Origin of the sequence: Streptomyces sp. NRRL F-5650 (genome assembly GCF_000721365.1) — a bacterium.
Taxonomy (GTDB): Bacteria; Actinomycetota; Actinomycetes; order Streptomycetales; family Streptomycetaceae; genus Streptomyces; species Streptomyces ardesiacus.
Window position 1 is genome coordinate 23,536 of sequence record NZ_JOGV01000053.1, and the last position, 18,723, is coordinate 42,258.

At 69.8% G+C, this 18,723-nt stretch carries 15 protein-coding genes and 3 pseudogenes; 10 read left to right on the plus strand and 8 right to left on the minus strand.

Annotated features, from left to right (window positions below; genetic code table 11):
• Positions 1-113: 113 nt before the first annotated feature.
• A pseudogene (locus IG88_RS44670) lies at positions 114-275 on the plus strand (ISL3 family transposase); the annotation flags it as partial.
• Between the two features lie 8 nt (positions 276-283).
• Here the strand turns inward: IG88_RS44670 and IG88_RS44675 are convergent.
• A complete protein-coding gene (locus tag IG88_RS44675) occupies positions 284-529 on the minus strand; it encodes a hypothetical protein (RefSeq protein ID WP_234332414.1) in 246 nt (81 codons plus the stop codon).
• 669 nt (positions 530-1,198) lie between these two features.
• Here IG88_RS44675 and IG88_RS0132955 point away from each other — a divergent pair.
• Complete coding sequence (locus IG88_RS0132955) at positions 1,199-1,972, plus strand: IclR family transcriptional regulator (RefSeq protein ID WP_031049245.1); 774 nt, start codon at positions 1,199-1,201, stop codon at positions 1,970-1,972.
• A gap of 18 nt (positions 1,973-1,990) precedes the next feature.
• Here the strand turns inward: IG88_RS0132955 and IG88_RS0132960 are convergent, their stop codons facing one another.
• The 4 genes from IG88_RS0132960 to IG88_RS44685 are packed head-to-tail and all read right to left on the minus strand — an operon-like array spanning position 1,991 to position 4,836.
• A complete protein-coding gene (locus IG88_RS0132960) occupies positions 1,991-2,866 on the minus strand; it encodes a citryl-CoA lyase (protein ID WP_031049247.1) in 876 nt (291 codons plus the stop codon).
• Positions 2,863-4,092, minus strand: coding sequence for a CaiB/BaiF CoA transferase family protein (locus IG88_RS0132965; RefSeq protein ID WP_031049249.1), 1,230 nt, complete (start codon positions 4,090-4,092; stop codon positions 2,863-2,865). The genes IG88_RS0132960 and IG88_RS0132965 overlap by 4 nt, the downstream gene beginning before the upstream one ends.
• Positions 4,089-4,583, minus strand: a complete 495-nt coding sequence (locus tag IG88_RS44680; protein ID WP_051852163.1) for an IclR family transcriptional regulator — start codon at positions 4,581-4,583, stop codon at positions 4,089-4,091. Before IG88_RS44680 ends, IG88_RS0132965 begins: the two co-directional genes overlap by 4 nt.
• Complete coding sequence (locus IG88_RS44685) at positions 4,543-4,836, minus strand: helix-turn-helix domain-containing protein (protein WP_051852164.1); 294 nt, start codon at positions 4,834-4,836, stop codon at positions 4,543-4,545. The genes IG88_RS44680 and IG88_RS44685 overlap by 41 nt, the downstream gene beginning before the upstream one ends.
• A gap of 274 nt (positions 4,837-5,110) precedes the next feature.
• Here IG88_RS44685 and IG88_RS0132975 point away from each other — a divergent pair, with 274 nt between their 5' ends.
• Positions 5,111-6,487: an MFS transporter gene (locus tag IG88_RS0132975; RefSeq protein WP_063760664.1), complete on the plus strand. Its 1,377-nt coding sequence runs from the start codon at positions 5,111-5,113 to the stop codon at positions 6,485-6,487.
• A gap of 1,404 nt (positions 6,488-7,891) precedes the next feature.
• Here the strand turns inward: IG88_RS0132975 and IG88_RS42010 are convergent.
• Positions 7,892-8,802, minus strand: a pseudogene (locus tag IG88_RS42010) (IS5 family transposase).
• A gap of 37 nt (positions 8,803-8,839) precedes the next feature.
• Between IG88_RS42010 and IG88_RS0132990 the strand changes: the two are divergent.
• Together IG88_RS0132990 and IG88_RS0132995 are read left to right on the plus strand one after the other, a co-directional pair.
• The gene (locus IG88_RS0132990) at positions 8,840-9,469 is read left to right on the plus strand and encodes a class I SAM-dependent methyltransferase (protein WP_031049254.1); all 630 of its coding nucleotides are present in this window, start codon (positions 8,840-8,842) and stop codon (positions 9,467-9,469) included.
• 212 nt (positions 9,470-9,681) lie between these two features.
• Positions 9,682-10,101, plus strand: coding sequence for a hypothetical protein (locus IG88_RS0132995; RefSeq protein ID WP_031049255.1), 420 nt, complete (start codon positions 9,682-9,684; stop codon positions 10,099-10,101).
• Positions 10,102-10,210: 109 nt separating this feature from the next.
• Here the strand turns inward: IG88_RS0132995 and tpg are convergent, their stop codons facing one another.
• Together tpg and tap are read right to left on the minus strand one after the other, a co-directional pair.
• Complete coding sequence (gene tpg, locus IG88_RS0133000; protein WP_031049256.1) at positions 10,211-10,768, minus strand: telomere-protecting terminal protein Tpg; 558 nt, start codon at positions 10,766-10,768, stop codon at positions 10,211-10,213.
• 15 nt (positions 10,769-10,783) lie between these two features.
• Entirely contained in the window at positions 10,784-13,051 is a 2,268-nt protein-coding gene (tap, locus tag IG88_RS0133005; RefSeq protein ID WP_031049258.1) for a telomere-associated protein Tap, read from the minus strand.
• Positions 13,052-13,259: 208 nt separating this feature from the next.
• Between tap and IG88_RS0133010 the strand changes: the two genes are divergently transcribed.
• The 5 genes and pseudogenes from IG88_RS0133010 to IG88_RS0133030 all read left to right on the plus strand — a co-directional run bounded on the left by IG88_RS0133010 (position 13,260) and on the right by IG88_RS0133030 (position 18,104).
• On the plus strand, positions 13,260-14,222 hold the full coding sequence (locus IG88_RS0133010; protein WP_031049260.1) for an ankyrin repeat domain-containing protein: 963 nt from the start codon (positions 13,260-13,262) through the stop codon (positions 14,220-14,222).
• An 18-nt stretch (positions 14,223-14,240) separates the two neighbouring features.
• Positions 14,241-16,682 carry a DEAD/DEAH box helicase gene (locus IG88_RS0133015; protein ID WP_031049263.1) on the plus strand — a complete coding sequence of 814 codons (2,442 nt, stop codon included), beginning with the start codon at positions 14,241-14,243 and terminating at the stop codon, positions 16,680-16,682.
• A gap of 88 nt (positions 16,683-16,770) precedes the next feature.
• Positions 16,771-16,956, plus strand: a complete 186-nt coding sequence (locus IG88_RS0133020; RefSeq protein ID WP_031049265.1) for a hypothetical protein — start codon at positions 16,771-16,773, stop codon at positions 16,954-16,956.
• Between the two features lie 309 nt (positions 16,957-17,265).
• Positions 17,266-17,706: pseudogene (locus tag IG88_RS0133025) on the plus strand (primase-like DNA-binding domain-containing protein); the annotation flags it as partial.
• On the plus strand, positions 17,703-18,104 hold the full coding sequence (locus tag IG88_RS0133030) for a DUF6009 family protein (RefSeq protein WP_031049269.1): 402 nt from the start codon (positions 17,703-17,705) through the stop codon (positions 18,102-18,104). The pseudogene IG88_RS0133025 and the gene IG88_RS0133030, both read left to right, overlap by 4 nt.
• The last annotated feature ends 619 nt before the right edge of the window (positions 18,105-18,723 follow it).

The window sequence follows — 18,723 nt, forward strand, 5'->3', positions numbered from 1 at the left end:
ACCGGCCGAGAGCGGGTCGCCATGGCCCACCGGGCTCCGGTTCGCCGACCGCACCCGTGCAGATCAAGGCGGTCCGCGCTGACGACCTGCCCAGCCTCCATACCTTCGTCAACGGCCTCGAACGCGATCTCGCCGCCGTCACCGCCGGCCTCACACTGCCGTGGAGCTCCGGCATCGTCGAAGGCCACGTCAACCGGATCAAAATGATCAAACGCCAGATGTACGGCCGGGCCGGCCTTGGTCTCCTGCGGAAACGAGTCCTGCTGGCATCCTGACGGGACAGTCACGAGCTCTGCTGGAGTCGCTCCGCAGCCTGAGCAGGGATGTCGTAGTAGCCAGCCCGTGCCAGCAGGACCGAGCTGAAGTAGTAGCCCTGTTCTTCTTCCGGCTCATCGTCGGCTGCGAACGGACGCCAGAAGCTCAGCAGCAAGTCCGGGGCAATGAATGAAGCATCGTCGTCAGGATCTTCCTCGATCGAGGTGAGCTCACCGACGCGCAGGACAACCTCGCGGGCCGGAAGCGCGAACACGTCCACACCCTGGAACAACACTCGATCCGCTTGGGACGAGGGCCTTCCCAGCTCGAGCTTCGAGCATGTCGCGCATACAGTGGATGCTGATCATCAACCCGGTGGGGCGGAAGATGTGCTGCCCCTGCCGGTCGGACTCCGAGATCGCAGAAGGATCGCGGAGCGAGTCCAACGCGGTATTGGCCGCGTGTCGAGTCATACCGATCCGCAACGGGCCAACGCCGGTTGGTGGGGCGAGGTCGAAGTCCATGCGGGCATGATCCCAAACAGGTCTGTCAACGAGTCAAGAAGGGCCATCCAGTCCCGGCAGGTTACAGAGCGTGAGAGCTCCACAGAAGTTGGACCAGAACTGCTACCCCCGTGAACAAAGCCACGCGTGCGCCCACCGGGTCCTGTGCTGGCCGGCTCTGCTGCTCACCCGGCTCGTCGACGCCTGAGACCGCCGTCTCCTCCGTCCGCCGCACAGGCATCACCGGCGGGGAAACCGCCGGTAGTCTCCGGGGCTTGCGCTGTGGGGCGACATGATCGGATGTGGGCCCGTACCCTGGCGGACGCGAACGTGGGCGCGGACGGAAGACCGTGGTCGGATGATGCCTACCGGCGGCTTGTACTGTTGTTCCGCCCGTCGGGCGGTGGAGAAGGCGATGCGATGTACGAGGTGCCCCGTTGATGCAGAAGGCGGCCGGTGACGGCACGGACGGTGTGCGCAGTGTGCTGCGTGCGCTGGATCTCCTAGCTCTGTTCGACGAGTCCCATCGCTCGTGGACGGTTCGGGAGTTGGTCGACGCGTCGGGGCTGGCGAAGACGACGGTGGTCCGGCTCGTGGCCACGTTGGAGCAGCGGGGGCTGCTGTGGAACCGTGGCGACGGCCGGCTGGTGCCTGGTGCGGGGCTGCTGCGCTGGTCCGCGCTGGCGCAGGATGCCTGGCGTCTGCCGCCGGAGGCGGTGGAGTGTCTGCGCGAGGTGTCCGTGCGGTCGGCGGGTGAGTCGGCGCGGATTTACGTACGTCAAGGGCTCACCCGGGTGTGCGTGGCGCAGCACGAGGGGACGCAGCAGTTGCGGCACGTGGTGCGTGTCGGCGAGGCGATGCCGTTGGGGGTCGGGGCCTCCGGGCACGTGCTCCTGATCGGCAGCGCGCCGGATTTCCTGCGGTCCGTGGCTGAGGCGGCAAGGAAGGGAGCGGACTTCGTCGAAGTCCTGGCCACGCGGGTGCGCAAGGCGCAGGAACGCGGCTGGGCGTCGAGTGACGGTGAGCGCGAGGACGGGGTCGCCGCCGTGGCGGCGCCCGTCATCGATGAGCAGGGGAGGGTCGTGGCGGCCCTGGGCCTGGGGGGTCCCAGTACCCGGTTCACCGAGAACCGGGTGTCCGTGTTCGCCGACGTGCTGACAGAGGCCGCCGAGCGTTTGTCGGCGCTGCGTTTTCCGGGCGCCGACGAGGGCTGAATTCGTGTCGTTCGGCGTTCACGCGGATTCCTGCTGCGGCAGGTCGCGCGGCTCGGGCCCGTGGTACGACGGCAACAGGCGGCGTGGGATGGGGCCCTTGATCCGGATGCCGGAGGACTTCTCCTCCCAGCCGTGGGCGAGGATGCCGACGCTGCGCGAGAGGACGAACAGGCCACGGCCGAGCTCCGGAGGGAATCCCAGCTCGCTGTAGATGATGGCGGTGGCTCCGTCGATGTTCATGGGCACAGGGCGGCTGCGACCCTTGGCCAGGGCGTGTTCCAGCGCGAGCCCCGCTGCTAGGGCGCGTCCGGGCACGGCTCCGTTCGCTGCCGCCTCGGCGACCAGTTCCAGGAGCGGGTCGCGCCGGGGGTCGTGCGGGTGGAAGCGGTGCCCGAAGCCCGGGACGTGGCGCCGCTCGGTGCGGTACGCGGCCACCAGCCGGTCGGCCGCCTCGTCGAGGCCTGCTCCTGAGCCGTCCGCGGAAGCGCCTGCCTTCTGGTCGAGTTCGGCCAGCACTTCCATGCACTGCTGTCCGGCTCCGCCGTGCACGTCGCCGAGCAGGTTGACTCCGCTGGCGATGACATTGTTGAGGCCGAGGCCACAGGTGGCGGCCATGCGGGCGGCGGCGATCGACGGAGCTTGCGGGCCGTGGTCCACGCCGGCGACGAGGGCGGCGTCGAGCAGCCGCGCCTGGGCAGAGGTGGGCAGTTCTCCGCGGATCATGAGCCAGACCGACTCGGCGAAGCCGACGTGCCCGATCAGCTGCTCCACTGGGTAGCCGCGAAGCAGGATCTCACCGGGGCGTATGCGGCTGACGGCGGTGGTCCACCAGTCGCTGACCTCGGGCAGCGGGCCGGGGTGCGGAGTGCTGGGTGCGGGGGAGGGGGTGTTCATACGGTTCCTCGTTCCTTCATGGCGTCGATCTCGTCGCGGCTGTAGCCGAGTTCGGTCAGCACCTGTGTGGTGTGCTCGCCGAGCAGAGGGGGCGGTGTGGAGTCCTCGACGGCCCGGCCGTCGATCCGGAACGGGCTGCCGAGGACGTGCAGGGGCCGCGGACGACCGTCGGGGAAGGGCAACGTGCGCACGAACTGTCGTTCGGCCAGGTGCTCGAGGCCGAGCGCGTCGGGCACGGACAGCACACGTGCGGCGGGCACCCCGGCGTCGGAGAGAATCTCCTCCCATTCCTTCGCGGTGCGCAGGCTCAGCCCCTTCTCGATCTCGTGACGCAGCGCCTCCCGGTGGGTCTTGCGGTCGGCGGGGTGCGCGAAGCGTTCGTCCTCGACGAGTTCCTCGCGGCCGATGAGCCGGCAGAGCGTCGTGAACTGCTGTTGCCGGTTGGCGGCGATGTTGAGGTGCCCGTCGGCGGTGGTGAAGGTGCCCGAGGGCGCGGCGGTGAAGTTCTCGTTGCCCATGGGCTGCGGCGGCTGCCCGGTGATCAGGTAGTTGGACGTCACCCAGCCCATGGCTGTCAGTGCGGACTCCAGCATCGACACGTCGAGGCAGGTGCCGGAGCCGGTACGGGCGCGGCGCACCAGGGCCGCGGCGACTGCGTACGCGGCGGCCATTCCGCCGAGGGTGTCGGCGACCGGGAAACCGGCGCGCAGCGGGCTGACGTCGGGGGTGCCGGTGACGCTCATCATGCCGGACAGCCCCTGCACGATCTGGTCGTACGCTGGCCGGGCGCGCAGCGGGCCGGTCTGCCCGAAGCCGGAGATCGCGCAGTAGACGAGGCCCGGGTTCTCCCGCTTCAGGACCTCCCAGCCGAGGCCCAGGCGGTCCATGACACCGGGTCGGAAGTTCTCGATCAGCACGTCGTACTCGCGTACGGCGCGCAGCAGTGCCTCCCGGCCCCGCGGGTCTTTGAGGTTGAGGGTGAGGGAGCGCTTTCCGGCGTTCTGGGCGAGGAACGACGCGCCAAGCAGGTCCTCGCTCAGCCCGCGGTCGGCACCCAGCTGCCGGGCCAGATCCCCGGAGTCGGGCATCTCCACCTTGAGTACGTCCGCGCCGTGGAGGGCGAGCTGGTAGCTGGCGAAGGGCCCGGCCAGGACGTTGGTGAGGTCGAGGACGCGCACGCCGTCCAGGAGCGCGGGCGGTGTCGGTGTGTCGTCGTCGGGGGTCAACGGAGTGCGCCTCCAATGCAGTTCTGGGTGGTCAGGGTCCGTGCCGCGGCAAGCAGGGCGGGTACGAAACTGTCGATGGCTTCGTCGGTGAAGCGGACGGTCGGCCCGCCGAGGGCGAGCGCGGCCACCAGTCGCTGGGAGGTGTCGAAGACGGGAGCGGCGACACCGCACACCCCGGCCTCTCGTTCCCCGCGGCTGACCGACCAGCCTCGGGAGGCGGCCTCCCGGGCGCGGGTGCGCAGGACCGATGACCAATCGGGATGCGGGGCCTGCGCTGCCACGGCCTCGATGTCGTCCGGATCGGCCCGTGAGAGCAGCACATGACTGGCGGCTCCGGACCACAGCGGCATCGCTTCGCCCAACCGCACCACGTGTCGCAGACTGCGCGTCCCTTCGTGTCGGGCGACGCACATGCGGGCCTGCTGCTGTCGTACATAGAGGTGGACGGCCTCACCGCCGCTGGCCGCGGACAACTCCTCGACGGCGGCCACGGCCTCCTTCGGCAGTTCCGGCCCCGGCCATGCCCGCCCAGCGCAGCAGCGCGGGCCCCGGCACGGTACGGCCGTCGCCGCGTTGCCACAGCAGTCCGCACTCCTCCAGCGTTCGCACGAGGCGCACGACGGTCGTCTTGGCCAGACCCGAGCCGTCGATGAGGTCGCGCACGGTGCGGCTGTCCCGCTCGTAGCCCTCCTGCGCGGCGGCGTGGAGGTTGAGCAGTTCCACGGCACGCAAGACGCTGCGCACGCTCGTCTCTTCCGTTTCCGGCACGGCCCCTCCAAGCACGCGTAAGCACTTGCGCCTCGTCGGCGGAGGCAGCTCCCCCATCAGAACATCGAACCGTTCTGCGGCACAAGTGTTCCATCTGGCGGTACGGAGCGCGTGTCATCCTGGCGCGGCGACCCGTATGCACGTCGTCGTATCCGGTCTATTGCCACGAGGTGAAGCCCTCCGTACGCCGCACCATCCAGCGGAACGCCCGTACCGCCTAGCGGTACGCAGTCCTGGCAAAGGAGCCGCAGTGACGACACCCAAGCAACCCCGAGCCGGCCGGCCACTCGTCCAACCGCGCGTCGCCGTAGCCGCGATCTTCGGGACCACCGTCGAGTGGTACGACTTCGCGCTCTACGGGATCGCCGCCGGCCTCGTCTTCAACAAGCTCTACTTCCCCGGCAGCAGTCCGCTGGTCGGCACGATCCTGGCCTTCGGCACCTTCGCCATCGGCTTCCTCGCCCGCCCTCTCGGCGGCGCGTACTTCGGCGAGCGCGGGGACACCAAGGGGCGCAAGGGAGTGCTCGTCACGACACTTCTGCTCATGGGTGCGGCCACGACATGTATCGGACTACTGCCCACGTACAGCACGATCGGCATCGCCGCGCCGATCCTGCTCACCCTGCTCCGCTTCGTACAGGGCTTCGCGGCAGGCGGTGAGAAGACCGGGGCGTTGATCATTCTCTTCGAGAACGCGCCGCCGAAGTGGCGCGGTCTGCTCACTTCGCTGCCCGCGATCGGAACGGGAACCGGCACCCTGCTGTCCACCGGCGCCTTCGCTCTCATCACCGGGGTTCTGTCTGAGGAGGCGTTCCTCTCCTGGGGCTGGCGTATCCCGTTCCTGCTCAGCGCCGTACTGACCTTCTTCGGCCTGTGGATACGCCGCGCCCTTCCCGAGACCGCAGACTTCCAGCGCGAGGGAACGCCTGAGGTTCCCGAGCCACAGGCGCGCCCGTTGGGCAAGAGGATCGCTGAGAGCCGATGCGTGTCGGCATGGCGCCGCTACCCCAAGGAGATGCTCATCGTCATCGGCGCGGGTGCCGCCGAGAACGCCGGTTACTACGTCTACGGCACCTTCTCCGTGACCTACGCCGACGACCGCGGCCTCGCGACAGCCGGCCTGCTCGGCGGCATCACCGCCATCGCCGCGGTCAAACTCCTCACCGTCCCGCTCTTCGGAGCGCTGTCGGACCGGATCGGGCGCCGCCCTGTCTCGATCATGGGAGCCGCGCTGCTCCTGGCTTCCGCGTGGCCGTTCTTCCAGATCGTCGACACAGGTGAGACGTGGGCCATCTGGGCCGCCCTGTTCGTCACCCTCGGAGCCGGCCAGTCCGCCATCCTCGGCTCACAGCCGGCCTTCTTCGCCGAACTCTTCGACATCAGCGTCCGGTTCAGCGCGGTCGGCATCGCCAACAACATCGGCACCGTACTCACCGGCGGCCTCGCCCCCATGCTGTGCTCGGCACTCCTGCTCTGGTTCGACCACAGCATCACCGGCGTGGTCATCTTCATCGCTCTGATGAGTGTGGTGACCATCGTCACCGTCGGTCTCGCCCGCGAGACCCGGCACACCGGGGCCGACGACGAGCCCGCCGCTGCTCCGCGCGATCTCCAGCAGGCTCTCTGATCGTCAGGGCGGCTGCCGGGGCCGGCAGCCGCCGACAGGAAACATGAATGAGGCGCACGACTTTCGCGCCGCCTGACCCGGCCACCGCGTACCAGCCACCAGCCGTGCAATTGCACGGCTGACCCTACGCATCGGCGTAGCGTTCTCCGTGGGGATCAACTGGCGCGGGGAGCGTGGGCATGGACATCGACTTCGGCGCCTACCGGTACGGCGCCCCCTACAACGCCTATCTGGAGCACCTCCTTCGGCACCGAGTGCGGCCCCACACGCTGCCCCACGGGCGCGGATCTGTGCGCCCGCTACCTCGCCGCCGCCCGCGCCAGCGCCGCGGCGAGCGCTGCGCTGACCGGGCAGACAGGCACACACCCGCTGCTCGGGGTGGAAGGCCTCAGACATGACGTGGATGCTGCCCGCTCCGATGCTTACCGCCCCCGTGCCCGGCTCCGACCTTCCGCCCGGTTCCGCTGCGGAGCCGAAGTGGGACGGTCTCCAGACACGCAGGTGTGTCTCAGGGGAGCGAGTGGATTTGCCATCCCGCTTGTCCTGTTCTGCGAGAGCTCATCCGTGGTCTTCCCATTCTGCTTGGCAGAACCGGGCCTCACTGACCACGCTGTCTCCCGCCCTGACGGCCCGTACGTACATTTGAGGCCGTCCGGCCCGAGATCGAAGTTGCAGCCGACGAGTAACTGATCGTTTCAGAATGCCGTCCTGCGGAGACGCTGGCGGTCCGTGGAACAATCCCTTCAGCCACGGGCTCAGGGGGTGACGCCGTATGGAACGGGTTGGGGCTGCGCGAGACTCTTACTCGGTTACGTCCGTGCTCTGAACGCGATTGATGAGGCCATGCGGGTGGCCATCCCCTCGCTTGAGCGACTGGCAGATGTCCTTGGCCTGGCGCGCTCGCGCCGGATCTGGCCGGCTGCGAGGTTGCCGCGGTTGGGTGCCAGGTGGTCGGTGGTCAGGGTCTGGTCGGTGCGGGCGTCCGGCTTGTGGGGGAGTTCGACAGAGGTGGACCGGAGCGGTTCCAGCGTGACGTTCAGCGGGACAGGGGTGCCCTCGGTACCGGGCTTGCCCGCCGTCAGGCCGTGGCCGCGTGCCCGGTGGACGATCCACCAGGTCCGTGCCCTGCTACCGCGGGCCGCTTCCGACCCTGCCGCCGCCGGTCCCGCTCCAGCCGGTCAACGCCCGTGCAGCAGGACATAGAGACCGAAAGGAGGGTGCCGTTCCTCGCGGGCCGGGACATCCTCGTGACCGGGCAGGGACATTGATCGAGTCGGGCAGACCACTCAGCGCCAGGCCTCATACGAGCCCGTCGCCCCCGACGCGGCTCGTGGGTCTCGATGACCGACACGGCGGCCGCGTCCGCCGCCGCGACAGCCGCGTACCGCCACTGGGCAGCGGCGACTAGGGCCTGTCTGACAAATGATCACCTGGCCGCTTCGCGGAGCCAGAGGATCCGGGAGGCCAGGATGACTCCTGCGCGGTAGCGGTCGCCGAGTTTGTCGAACCGGGTGGCGATTGCGCGGAACTGCTTGAGGCGGGCGAAGCATCGTTCGACCACGTTGCGGTCGCGGTAGGTGACCTTGTCGAAGGTCGGCGGCCGGCCGCCGAGGGTTCCGCGTCGGTGGCGGTTCGCCGCCTGGTCGCGGCGCTCGGGGATCGTGGCAGCGATGCCCCGGCGCCTCAGCAGATGGCGGATGGTCCTGCTGGAATACGCCTTGTCACCCAGCACACGGTCCGGTGTCGTGCGCGGGCGGCCCGTGCCGAGGCGCGGGGTGCGGATGCCGTCGAGGACCTGGCCGAACGCCGTCGTGTCGTTGACGTTGCCGGGCGTGAGCACAATCGACAGGGGCAGGCCCCGGCCGTCGACGGCGAGGTGGATCTTGCTGGATAGCCCGCCGCGGGACCGGCCGAGGGCCTGACGCGCCTGCGAGTGGCCCGGATCATCCAGTTCGTCCCCGGCCGCGTCCCCCTTTACGGGCGCCCGCGGCGTGCTGGTGGGCCCGGTTGACCGTGGAGTCAACGGCGACGGTCCACTCCACCCGGCCCACCGCGTCGTCACGGACCTGGACGTACTCCAGCAACTTCGCCCACGTGCCGTCGGCCTCTCAGCGGGCGAACCGCTCGTAGACGGTCTGCCACGGCCCGAACCGCTCCGGCAGGTCGCGCCAAGGAGCCCCGGTCCGCAGTCGCCACAGCACCCCGTTGACCACCTGCCGGTGATCACGCCACGGACGGCCGCGCCCGTCCAACTGCGGCAACAGGGGCTCTATCCGCCTCCATGCCGCATCCGTCAACTCACCTCGACCTGCCACAAGATCAATTATCAGACCGCCATATAGAGTCCTGCCCGTGGCGAATCATCAGGACGAGACCAGGGCGGCCTACGACGGAGTCGTCGAGCTGTACGCATCGCTGTTCGCAAACCGGCTGGAGGAACAGCCATTCTCCCGGACCATGATCGGCACCTGCACCGAGCTGGTGCGCGCTACGGGCAACCCGCGGGCAGCCGACGTCGGGTGTGGACCGGGACATCTGACAGCCATGCTGCACGAACTGGGCCTGGACGCCTTCGGGCTAGACCTCGCCCCCGGCATGATCGACCACGCCCGGCAGGCCCATCCGACGCTGCGCTTCCAGGAGGCGCGGATGGAATCCCTGCCGATCGAGGACGCCTCGCTCGGCGGCGTGCTGGCCCATTACTCGATGATCCACACCCCTCCGGGAGAACTGCCGGAGCTGCTCGCCGAGCAGGCACGCGTCCTGGCGCCAGATGGTCTGCTCCTGGTCTCCTTCTTCGGGACCGACGGACAGGAACCGGTCCAGTTCGACCACAAGGTGGCGTCTGCCTACAGCTGGCCGACGGATCGCCTCGCTGAACTACTGGCCGATGCCGGGCTCGTTCCCTTCGCCCGGCTGCTCCATGATCCGGCCTCCGAGCGGGGCTTCCTCGACGCTCATCTGTTGGCCCGCCGCGCGTAGGTCCTGCCCGGAAATACCTGCCGGACTGCCAGCGCAACTCGGGACTGCCAACTCGGCAGAGGTTGGCTGATCTAACGCGAATTGTCAGACAGGCTCTAGACCGGGCATCGGATCTGCACACCGGCCTCGGCAACTAGAGCTCTTCAAGGGCAGGGGCGTTGGGGACTTGCGGTGGGTCCTTCGCGGGCGCGGGGTTCGCGGAGAATAGGTGCATGCATGAGCAGTCGGAAGTCTTCGCTGGTCGCGGCATGGACCACCCCGTGTGGTGCTCTCCCGCGTACTGCACCGCGCCAGCCCGCTACGCCGTCGATGAGTGGGCGTACGAGGAGTTCGTGGGATCGGATGCGTATCGCGGCAGTGGATACGAGCATGCCTCCGAGCCGTGGCAGATCCCTGCCTATGCCGGCTTCCATCCGCTCCTCGAGCAGCTCGTTCACGAGACCATGCTGACTGCGCAGCTCACCCAGTTCGCAGCGACGCCCTGGCTCAACGACGCCTACGTCAGCCTGTATGCAGGCGAGGAGCGGCTCTTGTTCATCAGCGAAGTATGGGTGCAGAGAATTTTGGGAGGGGTCACGTCACGGCTGCAGAGCCTTGAAGGGAACAGCGCCATCAACAACAAGAGCGTCTAGCTCGGCGTGCTACGGTCCGCCTGCTCTGGTGACAGCACGCCTGCCTCGGTGACATCTATCGTGCTTCGGCTCACGCTCTTTCTGCTTGCTGCCCCGGCGCATTGACCGCCTACAGCTCGAACTGCAGGTCGACGATGTCCTTGAGCTCGACTTCGAGGCCGTGGGCGCGGCGCCCGTTGTCGCGGAAGTAGACCTCGCCCAGGGCCTCGGCCGCGACCTGACGCAGATGGTCTTCGTCGACGCCGGCTTCCTGGGCCTGGAGGAGGCTGGCGGCGTGGTGGGGCGGCAGGGCGAGGGTGAGGTGGCGTACGCGGGCCTGGTCGGTGCTGCCGGCGGCGGCGGTGTAGCCGAATCTCGCCTGTACATCGATCATGATGCCGCTCGTGGTGGCCGCAGCCTGCTTCGCCCGGGCGCGGATCTGCGGCTGCCAGCGTGACCGGACCTCACGCTCCAGCCGTTCGGCGAGCTGTGGCCGGGGCCTTTTGATCTGGTTGTTCACATAGCGCTCCACCGTGCGCTGACTGATGCCGAGCAGCTCGGCGACGCGCCGGGTGCTGCGCTGGTGCTGCCGGACCAGATAACGCATCTGTGCCCCCGCCGACTTGGGGACCGGACGCGTGAACGCGCCCTGCACCGCCCTGTCGAGTTCTTCCCCGACCGTGACCATCGTGTGCAACGCTCCCTATTCTCCGGTGTCCTTGGCGGTGACCTCGCCGGTCTTGATGTAGCGGGCGAGGTTGGCGACATGGCCGTCGGCGCCGAGCCGCTCGAGCACGTCCGCGCCCCACAGCACGCTCTGGGTGCCCTCGTGCTTGACCATCCCCGGCGAGACCCCCAGCCGGAACGAGCCGGGCACGGTCTTGCCGTCGGCGCCGTAGGGCAGCACGTCCAGGGGGCTGGGGCCGTCGGCCGCGTACACGGCGCAGTCGGACAGGACCGCCACCGGGTAGCGGCCGGTGGCCGCTGCCAGGGCGAGCATCTTGCGGTGCATGTTCACCCGCGCGCGGGAGATGACGGTCGCGCGGATGTCCGGCCGCCACGTCGGCCGCGCGAGGGCGGGCCAGGCCTGCCCCGGCTTCCAGCCGCCCCCGCGTGCCTTCTCCTGCAGCTTGCCGATGCCGCCCTTGACGGTCATCTTGACTGCGTCCACCACGATCCCCAGCTCCGGATCGCGGCTCTTGTAGCCGTCCATCGCCTGAAGGAACTCGGCCGGGGACAGCTTCTCGGCGACGCCGAGGTCGGCCATGGTGGCGACGTAGGCATCGCGCAGCCGCTTGTACCAGCCGTCCAGGAACCGGCCGCTCTCCCGGCGCACCCACGCCTCCAGCGGGGCGACGTCGTAGCCGAGCTCGACGGCGTAGGCCACGGTGGGCGTGGCGTACCAGGCCGGGCCCTCGGGTTGCTTGCCGGTCGGCGTGAACGGGCTGGGCAGCAGGTGGCCCTCCAGTCGGCGCCACTGCTTGGCGACCTTCACCCGGGACAGGTCGACGTGGGAGAGGTCGACCAGCCAGGAACCGGGCACCGCTGGGTCGAAGACCGGATCGGTGACGTGCTCGGGCGGCGAGGCCAGGCCGACGACGGCGCCGTTGGCGGCGGCCCCGAAGGCGAGGTTCACGTCCAGGCCGACCAGGTAGCGCTGCATGCACTCGGTATCGGTCAGGTCCCGTGCCCAGTCGTAGGCCTCCTCGAACAGCCTTTCGTCGGGGCCGCGCACGTGGAAGCGGGGCAGATGGGCCAGGACGGGGTGTCCGTCGGTCGCCTCGCACGGCGCCGGGTCCACCGGCTGCGTGCCCAGTGACCCGGGCCGGTGCTCGCGGTGCCGCTTGCCGGAGGCGTCCGGCTCGCTCGCGCGGGTCGGGGGGTTGAGCGCGGTCATCAGATGCAGCCCCGTCACGGCGGTGGAGCCGACAGGCGTCATCACCCGGGCCGCGTACACGCCCAGCACGCGAGCCAGCTCTGCCGGCTCCAGCCGGGCGGCATGGCCCCAGGCGCGGTCGTCGAGGGCGCGCCAGGAGGGGATGCACAGCTGTACGCACTGGCGGCGGTTGCCGTGGGTGGGCCGGTAGATCCGCGCCCACGGCCCCAGCCCGCGCTTGGTGAGCTGCCAGTCGGCGCGCTCAAGCTGCTTGATGACCTTGTGTCCTTCCGGCAGCCGCCCGGCAAGCTGCTCGGCCTCGGACAAGACGGCGGGCAGGCCGTAGCGCGCGCACGCTGCCTCGGTGAGCACCAGCAGCGGGTCGCCGTCCTTGCCCGAGCCGTGCAGCTTCTCCGACCCGAGCCGGGCTTCGGTCAGTGTCCATTCCACCAGCGCGGGCAGGGACGTGGCGGGCACGTCCAGGATCAGACCGCCGACGCCGTAGCCGGTCACCTGCCGCTCGGTGTCGGCGTCGAGGATGAGCAGCGGACCGTGCGCGTACACGCCGCCGGGCGCGGGGATGTCCGCCGGGGCGTCCTTCCTCGCAGTGGGGCGCCGCGAGCTCTGCGGCGCCCGCTCGGCACGCGGAGCCGGCCGCCGTGTCGCTGCCGCGTGCGGAACGGGCGCTGGAGGAGCGGTCGCTGGGGGAGCGGCCGACGGCTCCTCGGCCTCCGCCGTGGCGGCAGCTTCAGCCGCTCCGCCCGTGGGCCCAGCCTGCGCTGCCGGTGCTGCGGCGGTGGATGTCTGCGGCGCCGCGGTGCCCGTGTCCTCCTGCGGGGCGCCGGTGTTTTCGGGGGCGGGGTAGAGCGCGGCAAGCTGCTTCAGCAGGCGCGCGTACGCCTCCCGCTCCGGCGGCCGGGGCTCGGCCTTGCCCGACTCCCAGCCGCCGACGGTCGCCCGCCGCACGCCCAGAGCGGCGGCCACTTCGTCCAGGGTGAGCGCGTGCGCCTGGCGCAGCCGCCTGCGCTCGGCCGGAGGCGGCAGCGGGGAGCGGGACGCGACCAGCGCGTCGACCGCGTCGAACAACTCGGACATGGGACACCTCCGTCCCTGACCCTACCCCTGAAACGCACGTATCACGTACTAACGACGTATGGATCGCGTACACGGAGCGTACGCGCGGTGTTCGGGGTGATAGCGTCCGGTCAATGGACCGGGATGGAGCTGGCGGCCCGTAGCGCACGTGTACTAGGGGGCTGGGTCGAAGTGGCACGAGTGCATGCGACGTGTGCGAGGGGGAGCGGTGGCGGCAGCAAGTGACGGCTGGGCGGGCATGGGCTGGGACTGGACGGATGCCGACGACATCCGCCGGCGCGTGGACCAAGGAGCCGATCCGGAGAGCTGGAACCGGAGGATGAGGCCCCTGCATCGGGCAGCGGTGTTCGGCTCCCCGGAGGCTGTTACGGAACTGGCCCGCCGGGTTGCTGACGTGGACGCGCTGGAGAACGGGGTGACGGCACTGTGGGAAGCCGTCCTGTCCCGCAAGCCGGCCAACGCACGGGCGCTCGCCGCCGCCGGGGCCGATCCCTGGCGGCCGTCACTCGGCGGCTGGTCGCCGGGGCGGCTGAGCCTGGCCGGACCGACGCCCGAGCTGTTCCCGGTACCGGAAGGGGTGTCCTTGAGCGACACCGAGCGTGCGGCAGCGCAGGAGGCCCATCGGCTCACCACGGCATTGGGCGAGTTCTACTACGACGGCACGGGCCTGGCCTGCGTGGCGGGCATCGACGCGGCCGCGGCGGTGCGCCGTCTGCAGGCGACGCCGGTGGTGGACGGCGAACTCCTCGGCGAGCTGCTGGAGGCTCCCTACGCGTACGACATGGACGAGAGCCTGCACATCGTCGGCGTGACGTCCGTGCCGGGCGGCTGCGTCGTCACCCAGCCCTGGGGATACGCGCCGCAGATGCCGGGCGTGCTGGCCCAGTTGTCCGCCGGTACCCTCTGCTACGGCCTCTATGCCAATCCCAAGAGCGGCAACCAGGGCAGTATCGCCCGGCATGGAACGATCGAGGGCTGGGACCTGCACCCCGGCGGAGGACCGGGCGAGAACGACACCTCCGAGCAGGTGCTGGCCTCCTACCTGTACCACCTCAACGCCGTCGCCTACGCCTGCGCCTTCGCAGGCCTGCGCCTGACCGACAGGCGCGCCGTGACCGGACCGCCCGATGTGTGGGTCGAACTGCCCCGCCGCGACTACTGGAGTCTCTGAGATCAGAGAGGAGCTGTCATGACGGTGGTGGAATGGCCGCGCCCGGGCCGCCCTGAGCGCGCGCGGCTCTTTCCTGACCAGGCCGAGGCGGTCACGCGGCTGGCACGGCACCTGCGGCGTGCCGGGACGCGGGCGCTGTTCGTGTCGGCGACGGGCACCGGCAAAACATTGGTGTCGATCCGGGTGGCGGACGAACTCCTCGCGCGGCTGGTGCTGTTCGTGGTCCCTACCCTGGACCTGGCCGCGCAGACGGCGCTGGCCTGGCGCCGCGATCACCACCTGGAGCACATGGTGATCGTCTCCTCCCTGGACACCAGCGGCCGCGACGACCTGGTCGCCGCCCGCGTCATGTCGACCACGAACCCGCACGCGCTGGGCGGACTGATGTCGGTCGTGGGGGAGGGGGAGGACCAGATCCGTGCGCTCACGGTGATCTGCACCTACGACTCCCTGGACAAGATCGAGCAGACCCAGCGCACGGGGTACGCGGTGCCGCCGTTCGACCTCGCCGTCATGGACGAAGCCCACCGGATCGCCGGCCGCGCCGACAAGAAATGGGCGATCGCCAACGACGCGCAACGCATTCGCGCGGACCGCCGCCTCTACATGACAGCCACCCCGCGGATCTTCGCCGCCCCCGAGCTGGCCGAGTCCGCCGACCTGACCCGCCCGCGCCGCCGCGCCGCCGCCGCTGCCGGGCCGGACGCGGGCGCGTTCGCCAACTCCATGGACAACCAGGCCGTCTACGGCAAAAGGATCTTCGAATACCCCCTCGCGCAGGCGGTGGCCGACGGCCGCGCAGCCGACTACCGCATCGTGGTGCCCACCCTCACCGACACCGACCTGCGCCGCCGCCTGAACCTCCCCACCCCCACCTCCGACGGCAACGGCGACAGTGAGGGCGACGGGCCGGACAGCGCGCTGCGCACCACCGCACTGCACCTGTCCGTCCTGCGTGCGATGACCGAGCACGGCCTGAAGAAGGTGCTGGTCTACTTCAATCTCGTCTCCGACGCCCGCCGCTTCGCCCGCGAACTCCCGCACACCTTGCGCCTGCTGGCCCGTACCGACCCCGGCCTCCTCCCGGACATCACACCGCAGCTGTTCTTCGCCCACGGCGAGCACACCCCCGCCCAGCGCGCCGACACCTTCACCGGCTTCGCCGCCGCCGACTGCGCGATCCTCGCCAACTCCCGGCTGATCGCCGAAGGCGTCGACATCCCCAGCGTCGACGCCGTCGTCTTCGCCGATCCCACCCGCAGCGTCATCCGCTGTGTCCAGGCCCTCGGCCGCGCCCTGCGCCTGGACGTGAGCGGCAAGACCGCCTCCCTGGTCGTCCCCGTCTACATCCCGCCCGGCGCCGACAGCGAGAACATCCTCGGCACTCCCTACGAACCCGTCTGGGCGATCGCCTGCGCGCTGGCCAGCCACGACCACCGCATCCTCGAACGCCTCCCGGACAAGGCCAACCGTCTGCCCAAGGAGACCAGCGACGTCATCGCGCGTCGCTGGCATTTCGACTTCACCGTCCACCCCGAACGCATTGCCCAGGCGATGGACCTGGTCTCCTTCGACCCCCGCGACCCCGGCGTCTCCCGCTCCCGCCGCCTCGGCATCGCCGCCGCCCGCTCCTACCGCGACCAGTACGGCCACCTCGACGTCCCCGCCGACCACACCGACCCCACCGGCTACAAACTCGGCACCTTCATCACCACCATGCGCGACGCCGCCAAAGCCGGCCGCCTCGAAGCCGACTGGAGAGCCGAACTCGACGCGCTGGGCATGATCTGGGACAAGCACGAAGCCGCCTGGCGCTCCCGCCTCACCGCAGCCGCCGACTACCTGCACACCCACGGCCACCTCGCCGCCCCCGCCACCACCCCCGTCGGCGCCTGGCTCGCCGAACAACGCCACCACGCCACCAAGAACACCCTCGAGGCCGCCCGCGCCGACGCCCTCACCGCCCTCGCCCCCGACTGGCGCCTCCCGCACGGCCCGGACTGGCACCGCAAATACCACCTGCTGCGCACCCACCTCGCCACCGGCGCCGACCCCGCCACCCTCACCCGCGACACTCAACTCGCTGGGGTGAAGATCGGCTCCTGGCTCCACCGCCAGCTCACCACCTGGCAGACCCTCGCGTCCGGCCAGCAGCAGATGATGACCGCCCTCGGCCTCACCCCCGAAACCAGCCCCCTCACCCCGGCCCGCCGCACGCGCCGCACCTTCGAACAGACCCTCCAGCTCCTGGAACTCTTCCTCCACCGCGAAGGCCGCGCCCCCACCGCCCGCGAACCCATCCGCGTCGACGGCGACACCGTCAACCTCGGCGCCTGGCTCGCCAAAACCCGCACCAAGCACCGCTGCGGCCAGCTCCCCGACAACCACGCCCGCCTGATCGCCGCGCTCTTCGACGGCGACTGGACCACCGAGGACGCCGTCCCCGCCGCACTGGCCTAATGCCCCGCCCGGCCACCGGGGCGTGATCTACAGGCCCGTATGCTGCGCCGGTCCGGCACACCGCTCGCCGAAGGGAAACCGCCCGACCATGTCCTCGCAGACTCCCGTCTACGACCGACTCGTCGCCGAACGCGGCGACATCCCCGTACAGGTACGCGGCGAAGCCGACCGGATCAACCGCGACCTGGCCCGAGTACTGCCCCAGACATCCCCCTCCCGGCCGAGCGCACCCCCCAGCGTCTTCGAGCCGAAAGCGCCCACCAGCTCCCTCTAGCCTGGAGCAGGCCGCAACAGCTCTCGCCCACCCCTCGTCGGGCTCGGCAGCATCCCGTGACGGCCCGGCCGAGCGGACCCGGGCCCACCCCGGGCCCCCATCTCGCAGCGCGTCAGCGAACGCAGGCCCCTTGCGAAGATGCTCAGCTGGTTCATCCACCACTTCCCCGCCCCGGCCCAGTGGTACGTCGGCGAGATCATGAGCGAGGCGGACCAACAGCTCGGCATCCCCGCCCAGGTGACGGCTGAAGGACTGCGACGTTCGGCGACCACGAACGGCAACCTCAACGCGAGGGACGCGGAAGAGTTCTTCCCCCGTGTCGTCCCCGACGACCGCAAGATCGACAACCTGGCCGACCTCCTCGTCATGGAAGAGGGTCCCGGGATTCTCGCTTGGCTCATCGACGGCGCCCGCCGGTACCTCGGCGGCGACCGCAACCTCACCGGCCCCGAACGCGTCCGCATCGCCACGACCGCCTACGCCGAGACCGAGGACCACACCGGCCGTTTCTACGAGGAGTGCTGCCGCCTGAGCCCCGATCTGCGCGCCGAGCAGACGGCGCTCTACGCCGCCTACACCGCCTGGTGCCACAATGAAGGCGCGCAGATCATCTCCTCCCGCGCGTTCGCCTCCCGCACCAGGGAACTGGTCGGACTGGCCTCGTCCAAGGAGATGAAAGTGTCCAACCAGCGCAAGTACTACCCGGGCATTGGCCTGCTCACCGACGAGGAAAGGGAAACCAACGCATGAGTTCCCTGATCAGCGCGGACGAGATCAGCCACGAAGCCGAACTTGTGTGGCTCGAGGACGTCGACCAGCTCGACTACGTACGCCAGAGCCTGGACCGGCTGCCCACCCGCAAGGGCAAACCCCCCTACCACCGCGACGGGCGCATGGTCGGCTACGCCATCCTCGGCCCCGAGGCCAAGGCCTCCCGGGCTTCCGGCACCTTCCGCCGCCGCGTCTTCTGGGTCCTGCCCCACGACCGCGACAGCGAGCCCGCCGGCCTGTACGCCAAGAGCGCACCCGCCGAGGCCGTCGACCCGCGCACCCTCCAGCCCCGCGTCAAGGGCTACAAGACCGAACGCTCCGAAGGCGGCCCGCCCTCCCGCGCCATGCAGGAACTCGGCATACAACTCCCGTTGTAACCACGTCCTCGCGGGTGAGCAGGCCACGGTCTCGCAGGGTGACGCTACTGTCCTCGCCCGCCCCCATAGGCCGAAAGCGTGGACCGGAGGACGCGATCGGCTCACGATTGGCTCGTGCCGTCGTTAGAGGCGGTGTGACAAGTGAGAACGCTTCTGCCGTTTCCTGCTCGTGTACCCGTCCCCGGCCCAGAGTGACCGTGAAGGGCTTCGTGTACGAACTCGTGCCCATCACGCCGGACAACGTTCCCTCATGCTCAGGGTGCGGTGATCCCTACCACGGGCCCTGGCGGCTGGGCCAGGCCCTCGACCTGTACGCCCCTTACCTCTGCGGCCAGCCCAAGAAGAACGGCGAACCGTGCCGGTGGGACACCAGAAGCGAACCCTGCATGGCCCACCCGACCCCAGAACAACTGGAACGCCAGCGCGCCGAAGAACGAGCGGAGCAGGAACGGAGGCGACAAGCAGAAGAAGACCGCCAGCACGAAACTGAACAGCGACGCCTGGGCCTCATTCAGATCCTGTCCGTGTGCTGCCCCCAGTGCTCGGCGCCGGCCGCATCACTGTGCCGAGCCCCAAAATCCGGCACAGTCCGCACCCTCCACCACGCGCGCCGCAGGCT